Annotated in this window: 28 protein-coding genes; 24 read left to right on the top strand and 4 right to left on the bottom strand. The window is 43.6% G+C overall.

Features of this window, described 5'->3' with window-relative positions; genetic code table 11:
• Positions 1-6: 6 nt before the first annotated feature.
• The 16 genes from QFZ77_RS20750 (at position 7) to QFZ77_RS20825 (ending at position 14,777) form a co-directional block, all read left to right on the top strand.
• Positions 7-1,542, top strand: a complete 1,536-nt coding sequence (locus QFZ77_RS20750; RefSeq protein ID WP_307442301.1) for a sensor histidine kinase — start codon at positions 7-9, stop codon at positions 1,540-1,542.
• Positions 1,539-3,104: a DUF3369 domain-containing protein gene (locus QFZ77_RS20755; RefSeq protein WP_307442302.1), complete on the top strand. Its 1,566-nt coding sequence runs from the start codon at positions 1,539-1,541 to the stop codon at positions 3,102-3,104. Before QFZ77_RS20750 ends, QFZ77_RS20755 begins: the two co-directional genes overlap by 4 nt.
• 315 nt (positions 3,105-3,419) lie before the next feature.
• Positions 3,420-4,385, top strand: a complete 966-nt coding sequence (locus QFZ77_RS20760; RefSeq protein ID WP_307442304.1) for a metal ABC transporter solute-binding protein, Zn/Mn family — start codon at positions 3,420-3,422, stop codon at positions 4,383-4,385.
• A gap of 51 nt (positions 4,386-4,436) precedes the next feature.
• Positions 4,437-5,198, top strand: a complete 762-nt coding sequence (locus QFZ77_RS20765) for a metal ABC transporter ATP-binding protein (protein ID WP_307442306.1) — start codon at positions 4,437-4,439, stop codon at positions 5,196-5,198.
• A 13-nt stretch (positions 5,199-5,211) separates the two neighbouring features.
• On the top strand, positions 5,212-6,159 hold the full coding sequence (locus QFZ77_RS20770; protein ID WP_307442308.1) for a metal ABC transporter permease: 948 nt from the start codon (positions 5,212-5,214) through the stop codon (positions 6,157-6,159).
• Positions 6,152-7,045, top strand: coding sequence for a metal ABC transporter permease (locus QFZ77_RS20775; protein WP_307442309.1), 894 nt, complete (start codon positions 6,152-6,154; stop codon positions 7,043-7,045). The genes QFZ77_RS20770 and QFZ77_RS20775 overlap by 8 nt, the downstream gene beginning before the upstream one ends.
• A 125-nt stretch (positions 7,046-7,170) precedes the next feature.
• On the top strand, positions 7,171-8,022 hold the full coding sequence (locus QFZ77_RS20780) for a patatin-like phospholipase family protein (RefSeq protein ID WP_307449690.1): 852 nt from the start codon (positions 7,171-7,173) through the stop codon (positions 8,020-8,022).
• A gap of 18 nt (positions 8,023-8,040) precedes the next feature.
• Positions 8,041-8,451, top strand: coding sequence for a VOC family protein (locus tag QFZ77_RS20785; RefSeq protein WP_307442311.1), 411 nt, complete (start codon positions 8,041-8,043; stop codon positions 8,449-8,451).
• A 537-nt stretch (positions 8,452-8,988) separates the two neighbouring features.
• On the top strand, positions 8,989-10,002 hold the full coding sequence (locus tag QFZ77_RS20790; protein ID WP_307442312.1) for an ABC transporter substrate-binding protein: 1,014 nt from the start codon (positions 8,989-8,991) through the stop codon (positions 10,000-10,002).
• A 27-nt stretch (positions 10,003-10,029) separates the two neighbouring features.
• Positions 10,030-10,320, top strand: coding sequence for a thiamine-binding protein (locus QFZ77_RS20795; RefSeq protein ID WP_029194191.1), 291 nt, complete (start codon positions 10,030-10,032; stop codon positions 10,318-10,320).
• Positions 10,320-11,087 (top strand): ABC transporter permease, encoded by a 768-nt coding sequence (locus QFZ77_RS20800; protein ID WP_307442317.1) that lies wholly within the window; start codon positions 10,320-10,322, stop codon positions 11,085-11,087. Before QFZ77_RS20795 ends, QFZ77_RS20800 begins: the two co-directional genes overlap by 1 nt.
• Positions 11,088-11,105: 18 nt before the next feature.
• Positions 11,106-11,882 (top strand): ABC transporter ATP-binding protein, encoded by a 777-nt coding sequence (locus tag QFZ77_RS20805; protein ID WP_307442318.1) that lies wholly within the window; start codon positions 11,106-11,108, stop codon positions 11,880-11,882.
• Positions 11,866-12,672 (top strand): TatD family hydrolase, encoded by an 807-nt coding sequence (locus QFZ77_RS20810; protein ID WP_307442319.1) that lies wholly within the window; start codon positions 11,866-11,868, stop codon positions 12,670-12,672. The genes QFZ77_RS20805 and QFZ77_RS20810 overlap by 17 nt, the downstream gene beginning before the upstream one ends.
• An 86-nt stretch (positions 12,673-12,758) precedes the next feature.
• Positions 12,759-13,313: a DNA-3-methyladenine glycosylase I gene (locus tag QFZ77_RS20815; RefSeq protein ID WP_307442320.1), complete on the top strand. Its 555-nt coding sequence runs from the start codon at positions 12,759-12,761 to the stop codon at positions 13,311-13,313.
• 181 nt (positions 13,314-13,494) lie between these two features.
• Positions 13,495-14,019, top strand: coding sequence for a hypothetical protein (locus QFZ77_RS20820; RefSeq protein ID WP_307442322.1), 525 nt, complete (start codon positions 13,495-13,497; stop codon positions 14,017-14,019).
• A gap of 77 nt (positions 14,020-14,096) precedes the next feature.
• Positions 14,097-14,777 (top strand): class I SAM-dependent methyltransferase, encoded by a 681-nt coding sequence (locus tag QFZ77_RS20825; RefSeq protein ID WP_307442325.1) that lies wholly within the window; start codon positions 14,097-14,099, stop codon positions 14,775-14,777.
• A 272-nt stretch (positions 14,778-15,049) separates the two neighbouring features.
• Here the strand turns inward: QFZ77_RS20825 and QFZ77_RS20830 are convergent, their stop codons facing one another.
• The 3 genes from QFZ77_RS20830 to QFZ77_RS20840 form a co-directional block, all read right to left on the bottom strand.
• Positions 15,050-15,352: a hypothetical protein gene (locus QFZ77_RS20830; protein WP_235550974.1), complete on the bottom strand. Its 303-nt coding sequence runs from the start codon at positions 15,350-15,352 to the stop codon at positions 15,050-15,052.
• 122 nt (positions 15,353-15,474) lie between these two features.
• Entirely contained in the window at positions 15,475-16,464 is a 990-nt protein-coding gene (locus QFZ77_RS20835) for a YpdA family putative bacillithiol disulfide reductase (protein ID WP_307442328.1), read from the bottom strand.
• A 144-nt stretch (positions 16,465-16,608) separates the two neighbouring features.
• Positions 16,609-16,785 (bottom strand): hypothetical protein, encoded by a 177-nt coding sequence (locus QFZ77_RS20840; protein WP_156389925.1) that lies wholly within the window; start codon positions 16,783-16,785, stop codon positions 16,609-16,611.
• 142 nt (positions 16,786-16,927) lie between these two features.
• Here QFZ77_RS20840 and QFZ77_RS20845 point away from each other — a divergent pair, with 142 nt between their 5' ends.
• From QFZ77_RS20845 to QFZ77_RS20865, 5 genes are read left to right on the top strand one after another with little or no spacing between them, the layout of a single operon-like run.
• Positions 16,928-17,194 (top strand): hypothetical protein, encoded by a 267-nt coding sequence (locus tag QFZ77_RS20845; protein ID WP_307442330.1) that lies wholly within the window; start codon positions 16,928-16,930, stop codon positions 17,192-17,194.
• Between the two features lie 59 nt (positions 17,195-17,253).
• Positions 17,254-17,874, top strand: coding sequence for a hypothetical protein (locus QFZ77_RS20850; RefSeq protein WP_307442331.1), 621 nt, complete (start codon positions 17,254-17,256; stop codon positions 17,872-17,874).
• 38 nt (positions 17,875-17,912) lie between these two features.
• Complete coding sequence (locus QFZ77_RS20855) at positions 17,913-18,221, top strand: Dabb family protein (RefSeq protein ID WP_307442333.1); 309 nt, start codon at positions 17,913-17,915, stop codon at positions 18,219-18,221.
• Between the two features lie 9 nt (positions 18,222-18,230).
• On the top strand, positions 18,231-18,488 hold the full coding sequence (locus QFZ77_RS20860) for a DUF2164 domain-containing protein (protein WP_307442334.1): 258 nt from the start codon (positions 18,231-18,233) through the stop codon (positions 18,486-18,488).
• Positions 18,489-18,526: 38 nt separating this feature from the next.
• On the top strand, positions 18,527-19,165 hold the full coding sequence (locus tag QFZ77_RS20865) for an NUDIX hydrolase (RefSeq protein WP_307442336.1): 639 nt from the start codon (positions 18,527-18,529) through the stop codon (positions 19,163-19,165).
• A gap of 232 nt (positions 19,166-19,397) precedes the next feature.
• Here QFZ77_RS20865 and QFZ77_RS20870 read toward each other — a convergent pair whose 3' ends face one another.
• Complete coding sequence (locus QFZ77_RS20870; RefSeq protein ID WP_307442337.1) at positions 19,398-19,652, bottom strand: YpbS family protein; 255 nt, start codon at positions 19,650-19,652, stop codon at positions 19,398-19,400.
• A 215-nt stretch (positions 19,653-19,867) separates the two neighbouring features.
• Here QFZ77_RS20870 and hrpB point away from each other — a divergent pair, with 215 nt between their 5' ends.
• The 3 genes from hrpB to QFZ77_RS20885 are packed head-to-tail and all read left to right on the top strand — an operon-like array spanning position 19,868 to position 23,363.
• On the top strand, positions 19,868-22,354 hold the full coding sequence (gene hrpB / locus QFZ77_RS20875) for an ATP-dependent helicase HrpB (RefSeq protein WP_307442338.1): 2,487 nt from the start codon (positions 19,868-19,870) through the stop codon (positions 22,352-22,354).
• Between the two features lie 33 nt (positions 22,355-22,387).
• The gene (locus QFZ77_RS20880) at positions 22,388-23,107 is read left to right on the top strand and encodes an alpha/beta hydrolase family protein (RefSeq protein ID WP_307442340.1); all 720 of its coding nucleotides are present in this window, start codon (positions 22,388-22,390) and stop codon (positions 23,105-23,107) included.
• A complete protein-coding gene (locus tag QFZ77_RS20885) occupies positions 23,100-23,363 on the top strand; it encodes a hypothetical protein (protein ID WP_307442341.1) in 264 nt (87 codons plus the stop codon). The genes QFZ77_RS20880 and QFZ77_RS20885 overlap by 8 nt, the downstream gene beginning before the upstream one ends.
• Positions 23,364-23,394: the final 31 nt, after the last annotated feature.

Raw genomic sequence — 23,394 nt, forward strand, 5'->3', positions numbered from 1 at the left:
TATCCCATGCCATTTTTACCAAAGAGATTGAGCTTACAGAAAAGAATTGTTTTCCTGGTTACTGCCGTTACGGTTAGTATGCTCTCAACCATGATGGTCTTCGATACTATAAGTTTAAATCAATCCATTCGAGAAGCTTATGTGAGTCAAATAAGCGGCATGACGATTGCCATCAATGGACGCTATGAAGAATCTCGTTCCATTACAGATGTACAGCAAATATTTGATTATATTCAATACAAAAATACGCGTGTTCTCGAAATGAAGTTATACGATAAACAAGGCGTTATTCTCGCAGCTTCCAATCGTTCTGAAGTAAGTAATCATATGCCTATCTCTAGGGTAGTCATTCCTAAGCAAGATCAAACAATTGTCGATCGTGTGCCTATGGCGCAAACGGATAAACCGGTTGTTCGTCTAACGGCGCCTCTTCAGGAGGATGGCCTTGTTGTTGGTGCGGTTGAAGTTATTTTTGATTCCTCCGAGGAAGCTGCGCTACTGACGAAGCGAACGAATCTTATTCTGATTGTAGGCGTTAGTGTTGCTATTGTTATGTCAACATTGCTATGGCTTATTTTACGAAGAATTGTTATTCGTCCATTAAGTCGGCTTCGTGAAGCCGCGCTTATTGTGAAGCAAGGAGGGGACCTTCCAACGCTGCAGTTTAAAGCTTCCCCTGAAATTGCTGAAGTGTCTGAAGCTTTTAATGACATGGTCAAAAATTTGGATGAGCGCTACCATGAGCTTCAACAGGTACTAAAAACGCTGCAGGTGACACAGGACCATCTTGTCCAATCAGAGAAAATGGGGGCTTTGGGTAATCTGGTTGCCGGCGTCTCACACGAAATCAATACACCAATCGGGATCGGTGTAACAGCAGTTAGTTATTTGGATCAGAAGACGAAGGAATTTAAGAGCCTGTATGAGACGGGGAAAATGAAAAAGTCTGACCTTGAACAGTTCCTATCCATTACTCAAGAGACGAATGCCATGGTACAGTCCAATTTGGAACGCGCTTCTTCCTTGGTACGCAGTTTTAAACAAATTTCTGTTGATCAAAGCGTTGAAGTTAAGCGCACCTTTCATTTGAAGGAGTATTTAGAGGGGATCATCTCAAGCTTGAAACCTACGATCAAGAAAACAAGACTCCGAGTAGATGTTTATTGCGATAATGAACTGATTCTCTATACATATCCAGGCGCTTTATCACAAATTATTACGAATTTAGTTATGAATTCTTTGAACCATGCCTATGCGATAGAGGAAGAAGGCAGTTTAACCATCCGTGTTGAAAATCATCAAGACTATATTATCCTTGCCTATACAGATGACGGTAAAGGGATGACGCAAGAAGTTCTAGATCAAATTTTTGATCCTTTCTTCACGACGAGCCGCGGCAAAGGGGGAACAGGGTTAGGGATGAATATTGTCTATAATCTCGTTACACAATCACTGAATGGAACCATCGAGGGTTCCAGTACCTTGGGACAAGGAAGTTTATTTACCATTACAATTCCGAAAGAGGAGGAAGCCGTGCAATGACAGGACAAGATGGGTTAATGGACCAGGATGAGCTTCTTTTTGCTGAGGAAGAAGAGACCGTTTCAGCTAAGGAAGTTACGATCGAACAAGACCCTTGGGTCGTACTCATAGTTGATGATGAGAAACAAATCCATCAAGTGACGAAAATGGTTCTACAAGATTTCGAATTTGATGGTAAGAAGTTGGAATTCCATAGTGCTTATTCGGCTTTAGAAGCCAAACAGCTATTAAAACAACAGCCGAATGCCTCATTAATTCTTTTAGATGTTGTCATGGAGCAAGATGATGCGGGGCTTCAAATTGTTAAGTACATACGCGAAGAATTAAATAATCAGGCGATACGTATTATTTTGCGTACAGGTCAACCAGGTCAAGCACCTGAACGCACGGTCATAATGGATTACGACATTAATGATTATAAAGAAAAGACAGAACTCACAACACAGAAGCTGTTCACCACTGTGGTTACGGCGCTGCGTTCCTATCGTGATATTAAAACAATTGAGAAAAGCAGATCAGGCTTGGAGGAGATTATTAAGTCATCTGCTTCGCTATTCGAGCTGCAATCTATGAAGAAATTTGCATCCGGTGTTTTATCACAAATGACCTCCATCGTTAACTTACATAAAAATGCGCTACATTGCAGCTTTGCTGTTACCAAAGGTGTCGAAGATATTTATATCCTAGCAGCGAGCGGGGATTATGCATCCAATCAAGATGAACGTGCCAGGGATGTTGTTCCTACTGATGTGCTCGAAGAGATTGAACATGCCTTCCATTCCAAAAAAAGCAGCTTTGCATCAGATCGCTTTGTGATTTATTTTCAAAGTAAGATGGGGATGGAAAATGTCATCTATATGAATGGATTCAAAGCACTCAGCGAATGGGAGCATTATTTAGTTGATATTTATTGTGCGAATGTTTCTGTGGCTTTTGAAAATATTTATTTAAATGAAGAGCTAGAAAGCACACAGCAAGAAATTATTTATACGATGGGCGAAATCACGGAGACCAGATCCAAGGAAACGGGACACCATGTGAAAAGAGTTGCCGAATACTCCCGTTTACTTGCCATCAAATATGGATTATCTGAGCAGGAAGCTGAAGTCATCCGCTTGGCTTCTCCGATGCATGATGTTGGTAAAGTTGGCATACCAGATGCGATTTTAAATAAGCCTGGATCGCTGACAAGTGAAGAATTCGATATTATGAAAACTCATTCGAATCTCGGTTATGAAATGCTCAAGCATTCGAACAAGCAAGTCTTAAATGCCGCAGCTATCATCGCGCAGCAGCATCATGAGCGTTACGATGGAACAGGGTATCCCCAAGGACTTCGCGGCGACGAGATACATCTCTATGGTCGTATAACCGCATTAGCTGATGTATTTGACGCTCTATGCAGTGATCGTGTTTATAAGAAAGCTTGGGAACTTGATCGCGTGATGGATTTACTTAAAACGGAACGCGGACGTCATTTCGATCCTGCGATCGTAGATCTCTTCATTAAGCATTTGGATGAGTTCCTGGTAATCAAAGAGTTCTACAAGGAACAGCGTTAACGGCATTAATTACCTGAATAGCATAATATGCGAATAGCCTTCTACTAGCAAAACCAGACCCTAATTGATCGCGGAGCCCTTGTCCTTGGACAGGGGCTTTTTGTTTTGCGTAGAAAGATTGATAAACGACAGCTTGTGAAAAGGTGGGTTCGGATAAAAAAAATGTATCGAGGAAAATGTGTTTCCCTATTGCAACATTTGTGAGTTTGGGTAATAATGTACTAGAGAGAGTTGCCTTTGGTCAACAAATGTGAGCTTGTACAAATTAATGATAATAACGAGTAAAGATGAACGAATCGGGGAGGACATATTTATATGAACGTGACGACTGTAAGAAGGTTTTGGAAAAAGAGTGCTGCTGTTGTATTACTAGGCGTTATGATGACCGTGTCAGCGTGTGCGAATAATGAAAAAACACCTGCATCAACCTCAACTTCAACGGAGAAAGAAATTAAAGTCACAACAACTGTCGGAATGATTACAGATATTGTTGAAAATGTTGGTTCCACTCATGTGAAAGTAACTGGACTTATGAATGCTGGGGTGGATCCTCATTTATATAAAGCTTCACAAGGTGATATTAAAAAGTTAGATGATGCTCAAATCATTTTCTATAATGGACTGCACTTAGAAGGAAAAATGGTTGAGATTTTGGAAAAGATGGGTAAGCAAAAACCAACCGTAGCCGTGTCGGATAAAATCGATCGCAAAGCATTGCGGTCCGGGGCCGAAATGGAAACGGAGTACGATCCGCACATCTGGTTTAATGTGAAGCATTGGATGAAGGCAACTGAGCAAGTACGAGATTCCCTAAGTGAGTTGGATCCAGCACATAAAGAAGATTACAAGAACAACGCAGCAGCATACCTTGTAAAACTTCAAGAATTAGACCGCTATGCGACTGAACAAATCGCCTTAATTCCAGAGGCGTCCCGAGTTCTAGTAACTGCGCATGATGCTTTCGGTTACTTCGGAGATGCGTATCACATTCAAGTTAAGGGACTTCAAGGGATCAGTACAGCATCGGAGTATGGTTCGAAGGATGTAAGTCAGCTTAGAGATTTCCTAGTTGAGAAAAAGGTGAAAGCGGTATTCGTTGAATCCAGTGTTCCCAAAAAATCGATTGAAGCGGTCATACAAGGAGCGAAGGAAAAGGGGCACCAAATTCAAATTGGCGGAGAATTGTTCTCTGATGCCATGGGTAAAACAGGAACCCCAGAAGGCACTTATGTAGGCATGGTTCGTCACAATGTAGATACCATTGTCAACGCTCTGAAATAGCAGCCGCTGCTAAGAATGTATTGCATACAGAATGGCTTAGGAGGCTTGAATATGAAAAAGACGAACGCGCCGCTATCGATACAAAATATGACCGTTGCTTATCATAAAAAACCCGTTCTGGAGCAAGTGTCATTAACCATTCCGGAAGGTAAATTGATTGGAATTGTCGGTCCCAATGGAGCAGGGAAGTCCACATTAATTAAAGCAGCACTGGGCTTGATTCCAAGTCTATCCGGTGAAGTGAAGATATATGGAAAGCCCTATAAAGAACAGCGTCATCTTGTTGGTTATGTGCCTCAACGTGAATCAGTTGATTGGGATTTCCCAACCAATGCTCTCGATGTTGTAACGATGGGGCGGTATGGTCATTTGGGTTGGTTCCGCAGACCAGGGAATAAAGAAAAACAAATCGCTATGTCTTGTTTAGAGAAAGTTGGGATGGCTGACTTCGCAGATAGACAAATTAGTCAACTTTCTGGTGGTCAGCAGCAGCGTATTTTCTTAGCGAGAGCACTCGCGCAAGATGCTAGCTTATATTTTATGGATGAACCTTTCGTGGGTGTAGATGCTGCTACGGAAAAAGCGATTATTACGCTGCTCGGAGAACTCAAGAAACAAGGGAAGACGGTATTGGTGGTCCACCATGATTTATCCACCGTTAAAGAGTATTTCGATTGGGTTATCTTGCTTAATGTAGGCCTTGTGGACATAGGACCTACGAATGAAGTGTTTACGAAGGAGAAATTACAGCAAACGTATGGCGGTAAACTTGCGATCTGGGATCGGGAAGATGCCGGGATGCAAATAGGATAGCGAGGTGAACAACATGTTAGATTCATTACTTCACTTATGGTTAGATCCGAATGCGCGATGGATATTACTCGGATGCTCATTATTAGGACTAAGCAGCGGTGTGTTAGGAAGCTTTGCTTATTTACGCAAACAATCGTTGATGGGAGACGCTTTGTCCCATGCGGCCCTTCCGGGTGTCTGTGTCGCTTTCATGATTACGGGCTCCAAATCGATCCTATTCTTCTTAATTGGCGCAGCTGCGGCAGGCTTACTTGCTACACTGAGTATCGGATGGATCACACGGTATTCCAAAATCAAGCAGGATTCGGCTTTAGGTATCGTGTTATCCGTGTTTTTTGGGGTAGGTATTGTATTGTTGACACAAATTCAGCATAGTACAAGTGGCAATCAAAGCGGCTTAGATAAGTTCCTATTCGGTCAAGCGGCATCTATGGTTAACTCCGATGTCATTACAATGGCTATCATATCCTTCTTATTAGTAGGTATTTGTACGTTGTTTTTTAAAGAATTTAAATTATTGAGCTTTGATCCTGGATATGCGCGAGGTTTAGGTTTTCCGGTGGCGATTCTGGATCACTTCATGATGTTTCTTATTGTCGTTGCCGTTGTTGTGGGGATTCAAGCGGTGGGCGTTGTTTTGATGGCTGCCCTGTTGATTACACCTGCTGTTGCGGCTAGATATTGGACGGAGAGGTTGGGCCTAATGGTCATCTTGTCTGGACTATTTGGGGCTTTTAGCGGATTCGTAGGGACATATCTGAGTACGATGGGAAGTAATTTGCCAACCGGTCCACTGAGTGTGCTCGCGGCGACGGTCTTATTCGTAATTTCCCTCTTTTTCGCTCCGAAACGGGGACTTATTATTAAACTTATCAGGCAGTCTTCCATGAAACAAAAAATTCAAAAAGATTCAGAATCTGAGCACTACGTCAAGGCAAAAGGGGTGAGCCAGATTGAATGATCTGTGGATTATTTTAACTGCTGCTCTTGTCGCTGCTGCTTGCTCTTTGGTTGGCTGCTTCCTCGTTTTGCGTAAAATGGCCATGATCGGCGATGCGATCAGTCATTCGGTGCTTCCGGGGATCGTCATTGCTTTCCTGATAAGCGGTTCTAGAGGTTCTATCTTTATGCTTATCGGTGCCGCGGTTATCGGTCTCATAACTGTATTTTTAATTCAGCTTTTTCAACAAAGCGGTGTACAGTCTGATGCTTCAATAGGTGTCGTATTCACAGCTATGTTCTCTATAGGCGTTGTACTTGTCAGTTTGTATACAAGACAAATCGATTTGGATTTGGATTGTGTACTATATGGAGAAATCGCTTATGTGCCATGGAATACCATTGAAGTTGGCGGTGTGAGTATCGGACCAAAAGCCGTATGGGCAGTAGGTTTTGCTCTTCTTCTTAGCAGTATTGTGATTGGGCTCTTTTATAAACAGTTTAAACTCTGTTCATTCGACCCAGCACTTGCTGCGGCAGTGGGCATTCCAGTCTTGTTATTTCATTATCTGTTAATGGGTTTAGTATCCATCACGACAGTTGCTTCATTCGAAAGTGTGGGTGCGATTCTCGTTGTCGGTATGTTGATTGTACCTGCGGCTACAGCCTATCTTTTAACTGAAAAACTTAGTGTTATGATCGTATTGAGTGTGACTGTAGGGGTTATCAGTTCAATAGCTGGCTACTTCGTAGCTTACTTACTCGACGCTTCCATTGCAGGTTGTATGATTAGTGTGGCAGGGGTCATGTTCGTTATTGCTTTCCTATTGTCGCCAACCAATGGACTGATCATCCGTAAAATTCGTCAAAAACGTGGATTATCAGGGGTAATTCCTGAATCCGTCTAATAAAGTGGTATGAAATCTGCTTCTTTATCTCTTTTACGGAGATGGAGGAGCATTTCTTTTAATTGACATTTCCTGTATGCTAGAAAGGGGCTAGAGACAGAGAGAAGGAGAAAGAAGGTGTGACCATGGAAGGAATTGGACTCGTACTGGAAGGCGGAGGTATGCGAGGCGTATACACCGCAGGAGTCTTGGAATACTTTATGGAACAGGATTTATATTTTCCTTATGTGGTTGGTGTATCTGCAGGGGCATGCAATGCAGTTTCGTATATTTCCAAACAACCCGGGCGTAATAAAAAAGTAACGATTGGTTATATTAGGGATCACCGATATTTAAGCTATCGCAATTTATTCCGTCATAAAAGCATTTTTGGGATGGATTTCATTTTTAATGAGCTGCCAAATAAGTTGGTGCCGTTTGATTACGATGCTTTCTATAACTCGCCACAGCAGTTCGCCATCGGTACAACCGATGCGCATACGGGCGAACCCATTTATTATACGAAGCATCAACTCATGCAGCAAACCATGCCGATTATTCAAGCATCAAGTTCATTGCCATTTGTAGCCACTCCCATTCATTATGAAGGTCGGATCTTGTTTGACGGCGGCTTAGTAGATCCGATTCCTGTGAAAAAGTCTCTTGCTGATGGGAACAAAAAGCATATCATCGTGTTGACCAAAGAACAGGGGTATCGCAAGAGTCCCTTTAAGCAGCGGTGGCTAGCTAAAAGCTTCTATCCGGCTTATAACGGCCTTGTAAATGTACTCGTTAATCGAAGTGAAATCTATAATGGAACCTTAGAAACCATTGAACGAATGGAAGCGGATGGAAGTTCATTCATTATACGACCTTCGTCCAAAGTAGTAGTAGGCCGTATGGAAAAGGATCCTAAGAAACTAGAAGCGCTGCACGAGCTTGGGTATCAGGATGCGAAACGAATGGGATCACAGATGAAAGAATGGTTACTTAGTTGACCGTAAGGAGCTGTATACGTGGAAAAATCGAATCAAAAAATTACTGCGTTTTTAATGTTTACCGGTCAAGCTGAGGAAGCCATGAATTTGTATACCTCTTTATTTGACCATTCCGAGATATTAACCATAAAGCGCTATGGAGCGGGTGAAGCTGGCGTCGAGGGAAGTGTTCTGCACGCCACATTTTCACTTCATGGACAGGTATTTATGTGCATAGATAGCTATGTGAAGCATGATTTCACTTTTACACCTGCGATTTCATTGTATGTCACATGTGATAGTGAAGAGGAAATTGATCGCGTGTATGAGAAGTTAGCGCAAGACGGCACCGTGTTCATGCCATTAGCTGCCTACCCATTTAGCGAAAAGTTTGGTTGGGTTGGTGATCGTTTTGGCGTTACTTGGCAATTGACGCTTGCGAAAAACTAGATATATTAATAAAGGCCACTGTCTACAGGTCATTTTTGCGTAAATGGGTTAAAAATATTGCACAAACTTACAAAATAGCCTTTGGGAGTGGAAAATGTTCAGAAAATACAACATCAGTAACCAGGGATGCCCACTTACATGTACATAGCCTTTTTGCTTACGAAAGGCTGTTGGGTCTGCTGAAGAAGTTAATGAGAGTTATCAACAAGCATCAAAAGTGTATAACAACAGAAGCCATATTTGCGGGATGCAGCAGGAATGTAACTATCATTTCTGTTTGCAATAAACACGAACATGAGGTATGGTATTATCAAACCAATAAGAACCCACGGGAGCTTGAGAAGTCAGGCTGAGATTGTGACCGTCATTGTCACTCACCGTTAATCTGATCTGGGTAATGCCAGCGTAGAGACTCACATAAATGCACGTTCATTCGATCTGTTTCGAATGGGTTTATCATTTTCTACTCATGGCGCTCCCGGATAACGGGGGCTTTTTCTTGTGGTTAAATAGAGATGTGGAGAGGGGAAACAAAGAATGAAATGGAAGAAAATTGCACCACTTATGCTAGTTAGCTTAACAGTCGCCTTGGCAGGTTGCGGTAATAAGATGGCAGAACAGCCGGCAAAACAAACGGCAAAGCCGTTAACGAACGTAAAGGTCGTTCTGGACTGGACGCCAAATACGAACCATACGGGGTTATACGTCGCGAAGGATCAAGGTTTTTTTGAAAAAGAGGGACTGAATGTAGAAATTATTGCTCCTGGTGAAGGCGGAGCCGATGCAATGGTTGCTTCAGGAGCTGCGGAGTTCGGTGTCAGCTATCAAGAAAGCATTACACAAGGACGAATTCAAGGTGTTCCGTTGGTTTCCATTGCAGCGGTGATTCAGCATAATACATCCGGTTTTGCTTCGCCGGTAGCAAAGAATATCAAGTCGCCCAAAGATTTCGAGGGGAAAACGTATGGCGGTTGGGGTGCTCCGGTAGAAAGCTCAATGATTGACTCGCTTATGCAGTCCGAAAAAGCGGATCCGAGCAAAGTGAAGATCGTGAACATCGGTGATGCCGATTATTTCACAGCCGTGAAACGGGATATTGATTTCGCTTGGATTTACTATGCTTGGACAGGTGTAGATGCCGAGCTGCGTGGCGAGCCGCTGAACATGATTTATTTGAACAAATATTCGGATAAACTGGATTACTATACACCGGTTCTTGCGACGAATGAGAAAATGATCAAAGAGAAGCCTGAGCTCGTTAAAGCCTTCATGGCTGCTGCATCGAAAGGGTATCAATTTGCTATCAGCAAGCCTGAGGACGCTGCTAATATTTTGATCAAAGCGGTTCCTGATCTAGATAAAAAACTTGTGCTTGCCAGTCAAAAATGGCTCAGCCCACGTTATCAAGATGATGCTGCTCGTTGGGGCGAACAAAAAAAATCCGTCTGGGAAAATTATGCGAACTGGATGCTAGATCATAAGCTGCTCGAGAAAAATATCGATGCAGATGCTGCATTCACGAACAAATTTTTACCGGAAAGCTCTAAATAACACGAATTGTTGGAGGAGGCACTTATAGTGGCTAACGCACTTGTTAGTATTCAAATCATTCCGAAAACGAAAAACAATGAAGATGTCATCCCCTATGTAGACCGTGCGATTGAAGTTATTGCCAAGTCTGGCGTGAAGTATTTCGTATCTCCGCTGGAGACGACGATGGAAGGGGAGCTCGACCAACTTCTGGCTATCATTCAAGACATGAATGCCGCGATGATTGAGATGGGCAGCCCTAACGTTATTTCGCAGGTGAAAATATACTTCAACCCGTCGGGTGCTTCTATGGACAAGCTGACGGAGAAATACAGATAATGAAACAGCATCGCTGGTTCAAAGCGGGGTGGCCACCAATTGTTGTGGTCATCCTTCTGCTGCTTTTATGGCAGCTTGCCGTGACTTGGGGAGGTACAGCAAGCTGGCTGCTGCCTAGTCCGCTCAAAATATGGAAAGACGGCACTACGGATATGCCCAGAGTATGGATGCACACATTTGCCACACTGCGTTTGATGTTGATTGGGTTTAGTGTTGGTGTAACAGGCGGCGTGATTGTTGCTAGCTGCTTACATCGTGTGCCTGCGTTAAAGGCTGGTTTTTACCCGCTCCTTATTTTATCTCAAAATGTCCCGACCATTGCACTGGGGCCGCTGCTTATCATTTTATTTGGTTTTGGCATTTTACCTAAAATCTTATTAATTTCACTTGTTTGTTTCTTTCCTGTGACGATGTCTACCTTGGACGGCTTTATGCAAACGGATCGCAGTATGTACAACTATATGCAGATGATCGGCGCCAGCAAACGGCAAATCTTTTATAAATTAGAGCTGCCGCATGCTTTGCCATTTCTCTTCACGGGACTCAAAATATCGGCTACATACAGTGTGATGGGGGCCGTGATTGCCGAATGGCTTGGTGGAGGCGTTGGATTGGGCTATTATATGATTTTGCAAAAGTCAGCGTTCCGCGCTGATCGCGAATTTGTCGCTATTCTGATGATTGTCACGCTCAGCTTACTCTTTTTCTGGCTCATCGCAGGGCTTGAGAAGCTCGTCATTCGATGGAACGCGAAACGGTCGTCTTAAGAAAGGGGAGATGAGTTCATGAGTAAATTAGAACTTAGAGGCATTCATCAAACGTTCCCTGGTAAAAAACAGCGCGTATCCGTGCTTGCGGATATTTCTTTACATGTTAAAGAGGGGGAGTTCGTTTCACTTATCGGCCCATCAGGTAGCGGAAAGAGCACCCTTTTTCACATTATTGGCGGGCTAGTAAAACCTTCTTCAGGAGAGGTATGGCTGGATGGCATTAATGTGACCGGCTCTAAAGGCCTAATCTCTTACATGCCGCAGCAGCCTGCCTTGTTTCCTTGGCGTTCTATTGAGTCCAACGTAGCACTTGCTCAGGAAGTTGCAGGAGAAACGCGAACAGACGCGCTAGCCAAAGCAAGGGAATGGCTGCCCAAGGTTGGACTAGGTGGCTATGAGCAAGAGCTTCCGCATGTACTTTCAGGAGGGATGCAGCAGCGTGTTTCTTTTCTGCGAGCATTGCTTAGTCCACAGGAACTTATGTGTCTGGATGAGCCGTTCGGCTCCTTAGACGCACTTACTCGGCAAGACATGCAGGCATGGCTGCTTAATATATGGGAACAGAATAAGCGCTCCATTCTATTTGTGACGCATAGCATTGAAGAAGCGCTGTTTCTATCCGATCGTATCTATGTACTCTCTAACAAACCTGCGAAGATCATAGAAGAGCTGGCTATTCCGTTTGCAAGGCCGCGTCAGGAGTCCGTTATGCTTGAACCGAAATTTCAAGAGCTTCGTCAGTTTATTCAAGGGCTCTTGCGTCAGGAGATTACGTATGATAAAAGCCATTGATGCTCATATTCATCTCGATATGTACACGGAAACTGCTGCAAGAACTCTGTTAGCGGAATTAGCTGAGTGCCACGTTGAGGCACTTATAGCAGTGTCGAGGCACCTGGACTCCTGTAAGGCAACAGAGCGGCTGTTAATGCAAGCCCCAGAGCAAGTTTTTGCCGCCTATGGTTATCATCCTGAACAAGAGCTGCCTACGGAAAATCAGTTGAATGATTTAATCGAATGGATTCGGGAGCATTCGTCTAGCATGGTCGCTGTAGGTGAAATTGGTTTGCCTTATTATATGAGGCTGGAAGCTGAATCTGCGGGGCTTGTCTTTGAACTAGCTCCTTATATTGCATTGATTGAGAGCTTCTTGAAGCTAGCTGCGGATTTGGATAAACCGGTTGTTTTGCACGCTGTGTACGAAGATGCTGACGTTGTGTGCGACTTACTTGAGAAGCATGGTATTAAAAAGGCGCATTTTCACTGGTTCAAAGGGTCACATTCAACGGTGAAGCGAATGATTCAAGCAGGCTACTACATTTCCATAACACCGGATGTTGTCTATGAAGAAGAAATACGCACACTTGTTCGCGTGTATCCGATTACGCAGCTAATGGTCGAAACGGATGGCCCATGGCCTTTCGAAGGCCCCTTTGAAGGGCAGCAGACGCATCCGCGTATGATCCATGCTGTCATTGAACAGATAGCTCTTCTAAAAGGACTATCAGTGGAAGAAGCAGCACATTCGCTTTTGTCTAATACCAAACAATTCTACGGTATTCCTTCACTTCGCTTATTCTAATTAAATCTAACTGGACATCTATTCGTATAGGTTTTATAATAATGCAGAACACATGTTCGATTTTCGAGATAAGGTGAGTGTTTAAAATGACTATTAGATGCGGTTGGGTTAATGAAGATCCGTTATATATCGATTACCATGATCATGAATGGGGGGTTCCTGTCCATGATGATCGCCATTTGTTCGAGATGCTTAATCTGGAAGGCGCACAAGCGGGACTTAGCTGGTATACGATTCTGAAGAAGAGAGAGGGCTACCGTGAAGCGTTCGATGGGTTTGATCCGCTGCTTATTGTGAATTATGACGATAAGAAGCTGAACGAACTTCTTGAGAATTCAGGGATCGTACGCAATCGCTTGAAAATAGCGTCTGTTGTTCAGAATGCGAAAGCCTTTCTAAAGGTACAAGAAGAGTTTAGCACGTTTGATTCCTATATTTGGGGGTTCGTTGGCGGGAAGCCAATCAACAATAACTGGACGGATATGAGTCAGGTGCCTGCCACGACGGAAATCTCGGATGCTATGAGCAAAGATTTAAAAAAACGCGGATTTAAGTTCGTAGGTTCGACGATTTGTTATGCTTATATGCAAGCGGTTGGCATGGTGAATGATCACAACCAAACTTGTTTTCGATATAAATAGCTGTTCATGACACAAAAGTTCCTTAGTACCAAAAGCATTGGGAGGGTACAAAGTCTTCAAAGACTTTGTAATCCTCCCTTTTTTAATTTCCAATATTTTGAATGGATGCTACAATGGAAGGTGCGATGCGATGGAAAAGTTAATTGAAATACCAATTTAAGCTTTAACTGGGGGCAGATGAATGATAATAACTTATTCACTGAATCAAGAAGATTTTTGGGAATATTTGCTTTCAATGAAAAAAATCAGATTTAAGAAATCAATTAAAAAGATGACTATATACACTATTGTTTTATCCATTATCACCACAGTCCTTTTTTATAGAGAAGAATATCCTTTGATTTTTATTGAAATTATGATTTTTGCGATTTATATTCCAATATTTTTTTACAATAGAAGTATATTAAAAAAACGCGTTATGAATAGATTCCAAGAGGGAGATGGCATACTTGGTGAGCATACAATTGAAATATTAGAGGATGGATTCAGGGAAAGTACATTAATAAATGACTCTTTTCATAGGTGGATAGGGGTTGAAACCATTGACTCAAATGTGGATTTTATAGTGATTATGTTAAAGAATAGTACATTTTTATTAATCCCAAAGAAGAGTGCATTTAGTTCAATAGAGGACGCTATAAATTTTGAACAATGTATTAAGAACCTTTTTAATAAGAACATCAATACAAATAAGAATAATAAATAAATGTTTAGAAGTCTCGAAGAGGCATTAACGCTGCAAAAATATTAAAGACTAAAACACCTATTATGGGAGGTTAATTCATGGGAGTCGAATGGTATGACATGATCGCTAGAAGAAATGGTGGCTATAAAAACAATGCCGTATATACTATTGAGGGAATTTCAGCGGAGCAGATATTTGAAGAAAGACTAATGAATATGATAACTAATTTCAATTCAGTCTTAGATGCTGGGTGCGGTCATGGAGATTTTACACTAAAGGTGTCGAGACATGCTAAATCGATAATAGGATTTGACAACTCAGTTGAAATGATAAAGATAGCTGAGTCAATTTTAGAAGAAAGTAAAGTGAAAAATGTAAGATTTGTATGCGCTACGACTAAGACAGACTTACCTTTTAGTGATGGACAATTTGATTTAATTTATGACAGAAGAGGACCAACATCTATATTAAATCATAGTAGAATACTTTTTTCTGGAGGTACAGTATTCGGAATTCACTCAGGAGCATTGGAAACTGTTAAAGACAGATTAAATAGTAATGGATTTATAAACATTGAAATTGAAGAATTTAATAGTGCGATTATCTTTTTCCCAAGTGAGATTGAATTTGCTAAATTTATTTCAGGAATACCTGGAAATCCCGATTATACGACTCCAGAGTTAAAAAAGGAATTAGAATTAAGGATTCAAGAGAATATTATAAACGGAAAACTTGGATTGAAAGAATATAAATACATATGGAAAGCTAAAAAACCTTAATTTTGTTAGTAAAATCGAAAAAGGCACCACATCCTCTAACAACGGTGTTCCCGCTGAGGGGCAAAACGCGCATTGGTCTGCAATAGGGATTTCGAGAAAGATAATTCTGCAGACAACCCTGCATTGGCGAAGTCCGTAGGACCCGGTAGCAAGCTGCCTTAATTCACGAATGCACATGACATCACATAACACCGTAGAGACCAGTAGCAATAAAGAGAAAAGGCCATCTGATAGGACGATCGTCCAAATCAGATGGCCTTTTTGTGCTTCAATCAGGCGTATTGGAGTTGCTTCTCCATTAGGTTGGTTTTAATTAAATAAATACGCTTACGAATATAGAAGTCATATACGGCTCCAGTTAGCTCGCGAGGCTTAATGCGGTTATTTGTGTCGTTATCTATGATTGTCACCGAACCATCGTCATAAAACTTGAACGTATAATCGGCGTAGTGGGTGTGTGCTTCGTCAAGCATGGCGTCAATCTGTCCGGGAAGAAGATGGTCAGTGTCACACAATGCCTTGTGGTACCAATAGTCTCTCTCAATAAAACGAAAATTGTGACTGGTGTTCATCATGTTAACAACCTCCTCATCTAATTGGAACGTTTGTTCTTGTTTTCATTATAGCAAACAAATGTTCGTAATGGAAGAGGAATCTATGAAAAATGGGAAATATTTTCATATGAAAAAACCTCCAATCAATTGGATTGGAGGCTCGTTCTGGAAACGATATGCTTCGTGATTGCCAGACCATGCATACGACCTGTTTCAATGAAAATTTCGTTCGCATCATATTTAGATGAAGCGACAACACCAGCTACATATAAACCTGGGATGTTCGTTTCCATCGTGTCTGGTTGAACAAGAGGAGCGTTGGTTTCTTCGTGAAATTGTACACCGATGGAAGTCAGAAGTCCACGATCCGGTCGAAATCCGGTTAGGGCAAGTACGAAGTCATTGTCTAAAGTGACGTGTTCGGTTGCTTTTCGCACAATAATGGTATGCTCATCAATGCGTTCAACTTGGGAATCGAACCACATGTGAATACGGCCTTTATTTACCATACTTTCAAATATCGGACGAACCCACGGTTTAATGTTGGCTGAGAAGTCCTTGCCGCGGTAAACCACCGTAACTTCAGCACCAACTCTAAGCAAATCCATAGCGGCATCGACCGCGGAGTTGTTTCCGCCAATAACGGCTACTTTTGCCCCTGCATAAGGATGGGCTTCTTTATAATAATGCGTTGTCTTTGGCAGTTCTTCACCGGGAATACCGAGCAAATTAGGATGATCAAAGTAGCCCGTAGCTACGATGACATTGCGCGTGTTATATGCGGCTTTCTTTCCGAATTGATCCTCCGTATGTACAGTAAATCCCGTCTCTAATCGTTCGATAGAAACAACTTCCTCATAGGATTGAATTCGCAGCTGTTCTCTACGCGCAACCTCTCTGTAGTAGACTAAAGCTTCTTGGCGATATGGCTTTTCATGAGGTGTTGTGAATGGATAACCGCCAATTTCTAACAGCTCTGGCGTGCTGAAAAACTGTAAATAGGTTGGATATAAATAAATGGCATTTACGATGCAGCTTTTTTCTATAAGTAAAGGTGAAAGGCCTTCGCGCTGTAAGGCGATAGCGGCTGACAATCCGCAAGGACCCGCACCAATAACGATGACATGTTCCAATGTGACAACCTCCCCAAAGACTAAATACTCATTCCATAGTATCGCAAAGCTGAGGGAGATGCCAAGTTGCGCAAAGCAAAAAAGAGCAGACAACTACCCCATTGATGTAGGAAATAGTAGGCTGCTCTGAATCTAAGAAGACCTTTACTTCTGATTCAATTGTTGTTCTTCGTTACCTTCGCTAATGTCGTCCTTGGCAATGTTGATAGGTGTCGTGTCAGGTGCATTTTCTAATGTGTCGTTAACGAAAGCCATATCTTGATTTTTCGCATTCATATTCGTTGTGCCTTTGTATTTGCCTCTATGCTTCTCGTTTTCCATGTCGTTCTTCCTTTCAAGGGCAGTTTAACGTTCAGCTTTAACGTGTACAGTTGTGGTTGTTTTTATTCTCCATAAATAGGAAAGTTAATGAAAGCAATGAAAGCTGGGCGTCGTCTAGTAGAGTAGATGAATTGTGTAAGGGATGGTGGAATATGATTCAAGAGCTTATGAAAAGATTGGCAGCAGCCAAAGAAAATGGCCGCTTGCAAGCAGTTTGGTCGGCCCGGTTAGCGGATTTAGAACAGAATGGAGTAAATCAAAAGATCATATTGTCATTTGGGAAGAACAGCTCATCAAAGAAAAAAGAGATGTAGAAAAATTGAAAACTCACAGCTTTACCAGCTTTCTGTATGATTTAATGAACAAGAAAGCAGAGAAACTGTTGAGGAACAAGAACTGCTGGAATTGAAATTTAGATATAATGAAGCTGTTCGTCGAAGGGATAATCTTTTGCAAGAGATACAAGAGATGCGGAATAAGCTCCATTCCGTGCGATTTTGGGACATAGAAGTGGTAGATCTGACTCTCCGAATTGAATCTTATATTCATGCTAATGACTCTGGGAAGAGCAGGCAGCTGCGGGAGCTCTCTGAACGGATAGCTCAGTTTCAATTACAAACCAAAGAGCTTAAAGAGGCGTTAAGTGTAGGGGAATCGGTCGTGGAACATTTGCAATTAGCAGCTGAATCACTTCGTTCTGCACGCAATTGGGGTGCTTATGATATGCTCGGCGGCGGTATGCTGTCTACGCATATCAAACACGGCAAAATTGATGAAGCCATAGATCATGTGCGCACTGCACAGAGTAGTCTAAGCCGTTTTGAAAAGGAGCTTAAGGATGTTGGTGTGACTTTATTCATAGCTAGCCATATTAGCGGATTTCTCAAATTCTCAGATTACTTCTTTGACGGATTATTAACCGACTGGTTGGTTCAAGGTAAGATTCACGAAACTTCCAAACAAGTTGAAGATAAATCAATGGAAGTGAATCGACTGTGTAATGAGTTAGAGCAAGCTTTAAGCAAGGCGGAGTCGGGTATGGAAGAAGTAAAGAGGTTGTATAGTTCGTTGATACAAAATCCGCTATAATGGATAGAAAGATGGAGAAAAAAGGAGAAGAGAGACCTATGATTCAGGCAAGTATCAAACATATGGTTGTATTTAATTTACACGCAGGAAAAGATACGCTGGAAGCAGAACAATTTCTAAAAAGCAGTGCTCAAGAACTTGCGGCAATACCTGGGGTTGAGCAATTTGAAGTGTTTCGTCAAGTTAGCACAAAGACAGATTATGATTATGGGTTTTCAATGGTATTTGCAGATAGAGCGGCATATGAAGCTTACAATGTTCATCCGGTACATACTCATTATGTTGCGGAACGTTGGGTAAAAGAAGTAAGTCGGTTTCAAGAAATCGATTTGACTATTTTTGAGTGAGGTACTCTTATGAAACCATTGAAATTAGCGAAAGAAGAGAAGGAATTGTTGATTGAGGATTTGCAAGGCCATCTGGAGTTGGACCATAATATTGAATTAGGACGGTTGGCCTCAGAACAATTAATCGATTATATGCTTCAACAATTGGCTGCGCCTATTTATAACCAGGCTATAGAAGATGCTGGCAAGACATTGATGGAAAGAATGAGTTCATTGGAAGAAGACCTCTATGCCATGAAAATGACGAAAAAAACAACACGAAGGTAGCAGTACATAGAAGGTTCTGAGGGGAGAACACAAATAATTTGAACAAGTCCGAAGAGCTATTTGATATCTATGATGAAAAGATGAATAGGCTTGGGGTGGCTCCGCGCTCAGAAGTGCATGCGAAAGGGCTGTGGCATCGCACTTTTCAGTGTTGGATCGTTAGCCTAGAAGGGAAGGAACCTAATCTCCTGCTCCAGTTAAGACATCCAGAGAAGGATCTGTTTCCGAACTTGCTGGACATTTCTTGCGCCGGGCATCTCGCAGCTGGAGAAACCACAGAAGACGGTGTGAGAGAGCTAGAGGAAGAGCTTGGGCTAAAGGTCGATTACAGTGATTTAATCCCTTGCGGGGTGTTTGCAGAAGAAGATCTGATTTCGGACAAACTCATTGATCGTGAGTTTTGTCATTTGTTTATATATCGCTGCGACCAACCACTGAATCGTTATATGCTGCAGCCAGATGAGGTAAGCGGTCTGTTTGCAGTAAGTGTCGTAGATCTTGAGCGTTTAATTCATCAAGAAACAAAAGAAATAATGGCAAGTGGTTATAAAATGGGGATCGAAGGCGAATTAGATCAAACAAATCTACTTCTGTCCCTAGATCATTTGGTGCCGCATCCAGTCGCTTATTTTGATCTTGTGTTTCGTACATTACGGGAAAATGGATGGTCTGAATGAAAAAGAACCGTATCGGGTGACCCAATCGGTTCTCATTGCGTACATATCATTTTTTAGACGAAATACTTGTTCGCTATGTAAGCATATGCGATATAACAGACAATGGAAAGTCCGATACAGACAATACCAAGAGCTGTTTTCCGCTTAAACAAAAGCAAGAATCCGGCACTAAATGCTGATCCTATAATTAGCAATGAAATAAAAGTTAGAACACCCATCGATACTTATCTCCTTAACCTTTGTTTACGTAATCACGCACCATGTCTTCAGATACATAAGAACGGAGCGGAGAAATACCTTCTTTGGCATGGGCGATGATTTGGGCTGTTATGGCGTTGATCGCATCAACGTTAAAAGGCAGCCCGCTTCTGCACAGATCTACAGCAGCGTCAATTGCTTGCTCACGCTGCGCATCTAGCTCTGCGAACCTAACGAGATGTAGGTGCTGAGCATTCGAATGTTTGGTTATCGCTTCATGTACATTCATCTTCAAGTTCTCCTTTAGTGACCAGATTCTAATCTAGTATACACGATTGAATAGGTGAGGAACAGTTTTTGCAAGAGGAAATCCGAACAATAATCGACATTATAAACTTCACCTCACTAATAATTAATGGCATTAATTAAATGGGGGGTCCAGATTTGAAATCCTATCATGGAGCAAGCGATAACAAGACTGATAGAAGCCTCGGAGTGAAACTAATGAACTCTTTACCGATTGAATCCATACTTCCTCAATTGAAAGATGTTTTGCGAACAAATCCATGCGCAATATTGGTCGCTCAGCCTGGTGCAGGCAAAACAACGCAAGTACCGCTTGCTATTCTGCAAGAGTCATGGCTGCAAAATCAAAAGATACTCATGCTTGAGCCTAGAAGATTGGCAGCTCGTGCGGCTGCTCGCTATATGTCTAAACTTCGTAGTGAAGAAGTTGGGCAGACCATTGGTTATCGGGTGAAAAATGACACGAGGGTTGGACCGAACACACGAATTGAAGTGATAACGGAAGGTGTTCTTACGCGCATGCTTCAAACAGATCCTGCCCTGGAAGGGGTGGGGGCTGTTATTTTTGATGAATTTCATGAGCGCAGCTTACATGCAGATTTGGGGTTGGCGCTTAGCAGGCAATCACAAACCTTGCTTCGTGAAGATCTGCGAATTCTTATTATGTCGGCTACGATTGAGGCCAACACGGTTTCGGCCTTGCTTGATGATGCACCGATTATTCAAAGTGAAGGGCGAACTTATCCTGTTGTAACTCATTATCTGGATGCGAAAATTACGAGCAAAATAGAACAGGCGGTAGTAACAAGCATCCAACGCGCCTTGCAAATGAATGAAGGCAGTTTGCTCGTTTTTCTCCCGGGAGCAGCTGAAATTCATCGTGTTACTAATAGCCTTGCTGCGCTTAAATTAGGAAAAGAGATAGAGATCGCACCTCTTTATGGTAATCTCTCCCAAGAGGCGCAGGACCAAGCGCTGGCTTTAAGTTCGCCAGGGCACCGGAAGATTGTGCTGGCCACTTCGATTGCCGAGACAAGCTTGACCGTCGAAGGCGTCACTGTCGTTATCGACAGCGGGCTTATGCGCGTGCCCCGCTTCTCACCACGCACCGGTATGACCCGTCTTATGACGGTGCCTGTGTCTGTCGCCTCTGCGGATCAGCGCAGAGGCCGCGCGGGTCGGCTCGGTCCAGGCGTGTGTTACCGCCTGTGGACCGAGACCGAGCAGCGGCAGCTCCCGCTGAGCAGCACGCCAGAGATCCGCGAAGCGGATCTGGCGCCGCTCGCGCTGGAGCTGGCCGCCTGGGGCGTGCCAGACCCAGCTTCGCTGGTCTGGCTAGACCCGCCGCCTGCTGCTGCGTATCAGCAGGCGCGGGAACTGCTCGTGCAGCTGGGAGCGCTGCACGATGAGGGAGGCCTAACGCCGCACGGCAAGCGTCTAGCGTCGTTAGGCCTGCACCCGCGTCTTGCGCACATGGTGCTGCAAGCCATAGCGCTTGAGCTCGGCGCGTTGGCGTGCGAGCTCGCCGTAATGCTGAGCGAGCGCGATTTCATGCGCGCTTCTGAGGGCCGAGATGCGGATATTCGCACCCGCATCGAAGTGCTCTGGCGCGCTGCGCAGGGCGAGCAGCGCGCAGACGTTGACTTTGGCTTATGCCGGCGCATCGCGGCGGAAGCCAAAGTGCTCATGCAGCAGCTCGGCATCCGGCCGAGCGGGAATAAAGCGAATGCGAGCGGATTGCTGCTCGCATTCGCTTATCCCGACCGCGTCGCGCAGCGGCGGTCGACGGGGCGGTTCCTGCTCAGCAGCGGGCGCGGTGCTGTGCTGCCCGAGCTGCAGCCGCTCTCGAACGAGCGTTATCTCGTCGCCGCCGAGCTGGACGATAACGGAGCGGAGAGCCGTATTTATTTGGCAGCACCGATTCAGGAAGACGAGCTGTTTGAAGCCTTTGAAGGCAGCTTGCTCAAAGAGCAAGAAGTGGTATGGGAACAGGCAACGGCTTCCGTTAAAGCAAGACAGCGTCTTCGGTTAGGTGCCATTATCCTCAAAGAAAACCCGTTGCAGGATCCAAACCCAGACTTGGTGCTGCAAGCTTTGATATCCGGTATTCAAACAGAATCCTTGGAGCTGCTGCCTTGGACTCGGAGTGCGAGGCAGCTTCAACAGCGTGTTATGTTTTTGCATCGATTTGATGTAGAATGGCCAGATATGGGGGATGCGAATTTGCTTGCTTCCTTAGAGGATTGGCTAGGGCCCCATCTTTACGGTTTGAAAAGCATGGGGGCTTTAGGGCGTCTTAACTTGACAAGCATATTAGAAGAAATGCTAACATGGGAGCAGCGTCGATGGTTAGATGAATGGGCGCCAACGCACATTCAGGTACCAAGCGGTTCCCGAATTCCCGTTGATTATAGCGTCAGTGAGTCGCCTGCTTTATCGGTTCGTTTGCAAGAGATGTTTGGTTTAGCCGATACCCCGCGGATCGCAAAGGGAAGAGTGCCGGTTACGTTGCACTTGTTATCGCCTGCTCAGCGTCCTGTGCAGGTGACGAAAGATTTGGCGAGCTTTTGGCGGGATGCTTATTTCGAAGTCAAAAAAGATCTCAAAGGCCGATACCCCAAGCATTACTGGCCGGACGATCCGATGGCGGCGATGCCTACAAATCGAGCTAAACCGCGTTCCTAACCTAATTTGCACGAGAAGGGAACTGAGCAAGCCATGACAATCCACTCCGAACCGGAGGATTTCGTCATTTATGTATCTGCTGGTTTTGCCACAGCGCCTTATTTCCTAGATGCTTTCGCCGCGGTACTGGCTGCTCGTTTTGAACAAGCAGGTTCACGTGTCCAAGTCGTTATCCATTATCCATATGGCGATTGGACGCGGCGAAAGCAAGTGCAGCTCCGAGAAATTACCAGTGATCTATGGAACAATGCACATCGGAAAAGGTCTCACTATGGTGGCAAAAGCTTGTTGAAGTTGATCAACGACAACCTGGTCCCTAGACAGCAACTGCTGCTAATTGGGCATAGTGCAGGGGCTGTGGCTTCTATTCTGGCGGCTGATGCCCTTATGAAAGAGGGGGTTTCGATCCTCGGTGTGGTCCAAATTGGATCGCCGAAATGTGCAATTCCTCCATCGTTAAAGAGCCGTGTTCTTTATCTAAATGCTGCTAATCAGTTGGATAAATCCAATGATCCCGTACCGAGACTGGGCACATGGGGTGGCTGGATGAGAACGCGCTGGGGATTGCGCCGTTGGAATGGCATGAAACATGCTCCTTCTCATCGACAAACTTTACCGTTAATAGGTGGACATGCCGATTATTTCAGAGATCACAATCCCTATATATGGAATGAAGCAACGAACCTGCAAACCACGATGAACACGATTTGGACTTGGTTACAACGAAAAGAAAAGGATGATGAACATGATTGAAATTTTAAAAGCGAGCATGGAACACAGCAAAGAAGAAGGCTACCTCGGGCAAGTTCAATTCAAGGTGGAAGGCCACGAGCACCCGTACGAAATTACCCTGCAAAGCAAACGGGGTAAAGATGACTGGAGCTACGCACTTCACTTTTTACAGGAATCAGGAAAAGAAGAGGATATTGAAGCTGTTGAAGACTTGCTGGAAGACGACGAATGGTTTGATATGCTCGTGGACGCAGCTCAAAAAACCATAGTGAAGTAAGACATGCAGCTTACATAACGATCGTTTCGAT

The sequence above is a fragment of the Paenibacillus sp. V4I3 genome, assembly GCF_030817215.1.
Classification (GTDB): domain Bacteria; phylum Bacillota; class Bacilli; order Paenibacillales; family NBRC-103111; genus Paenibacillus_E.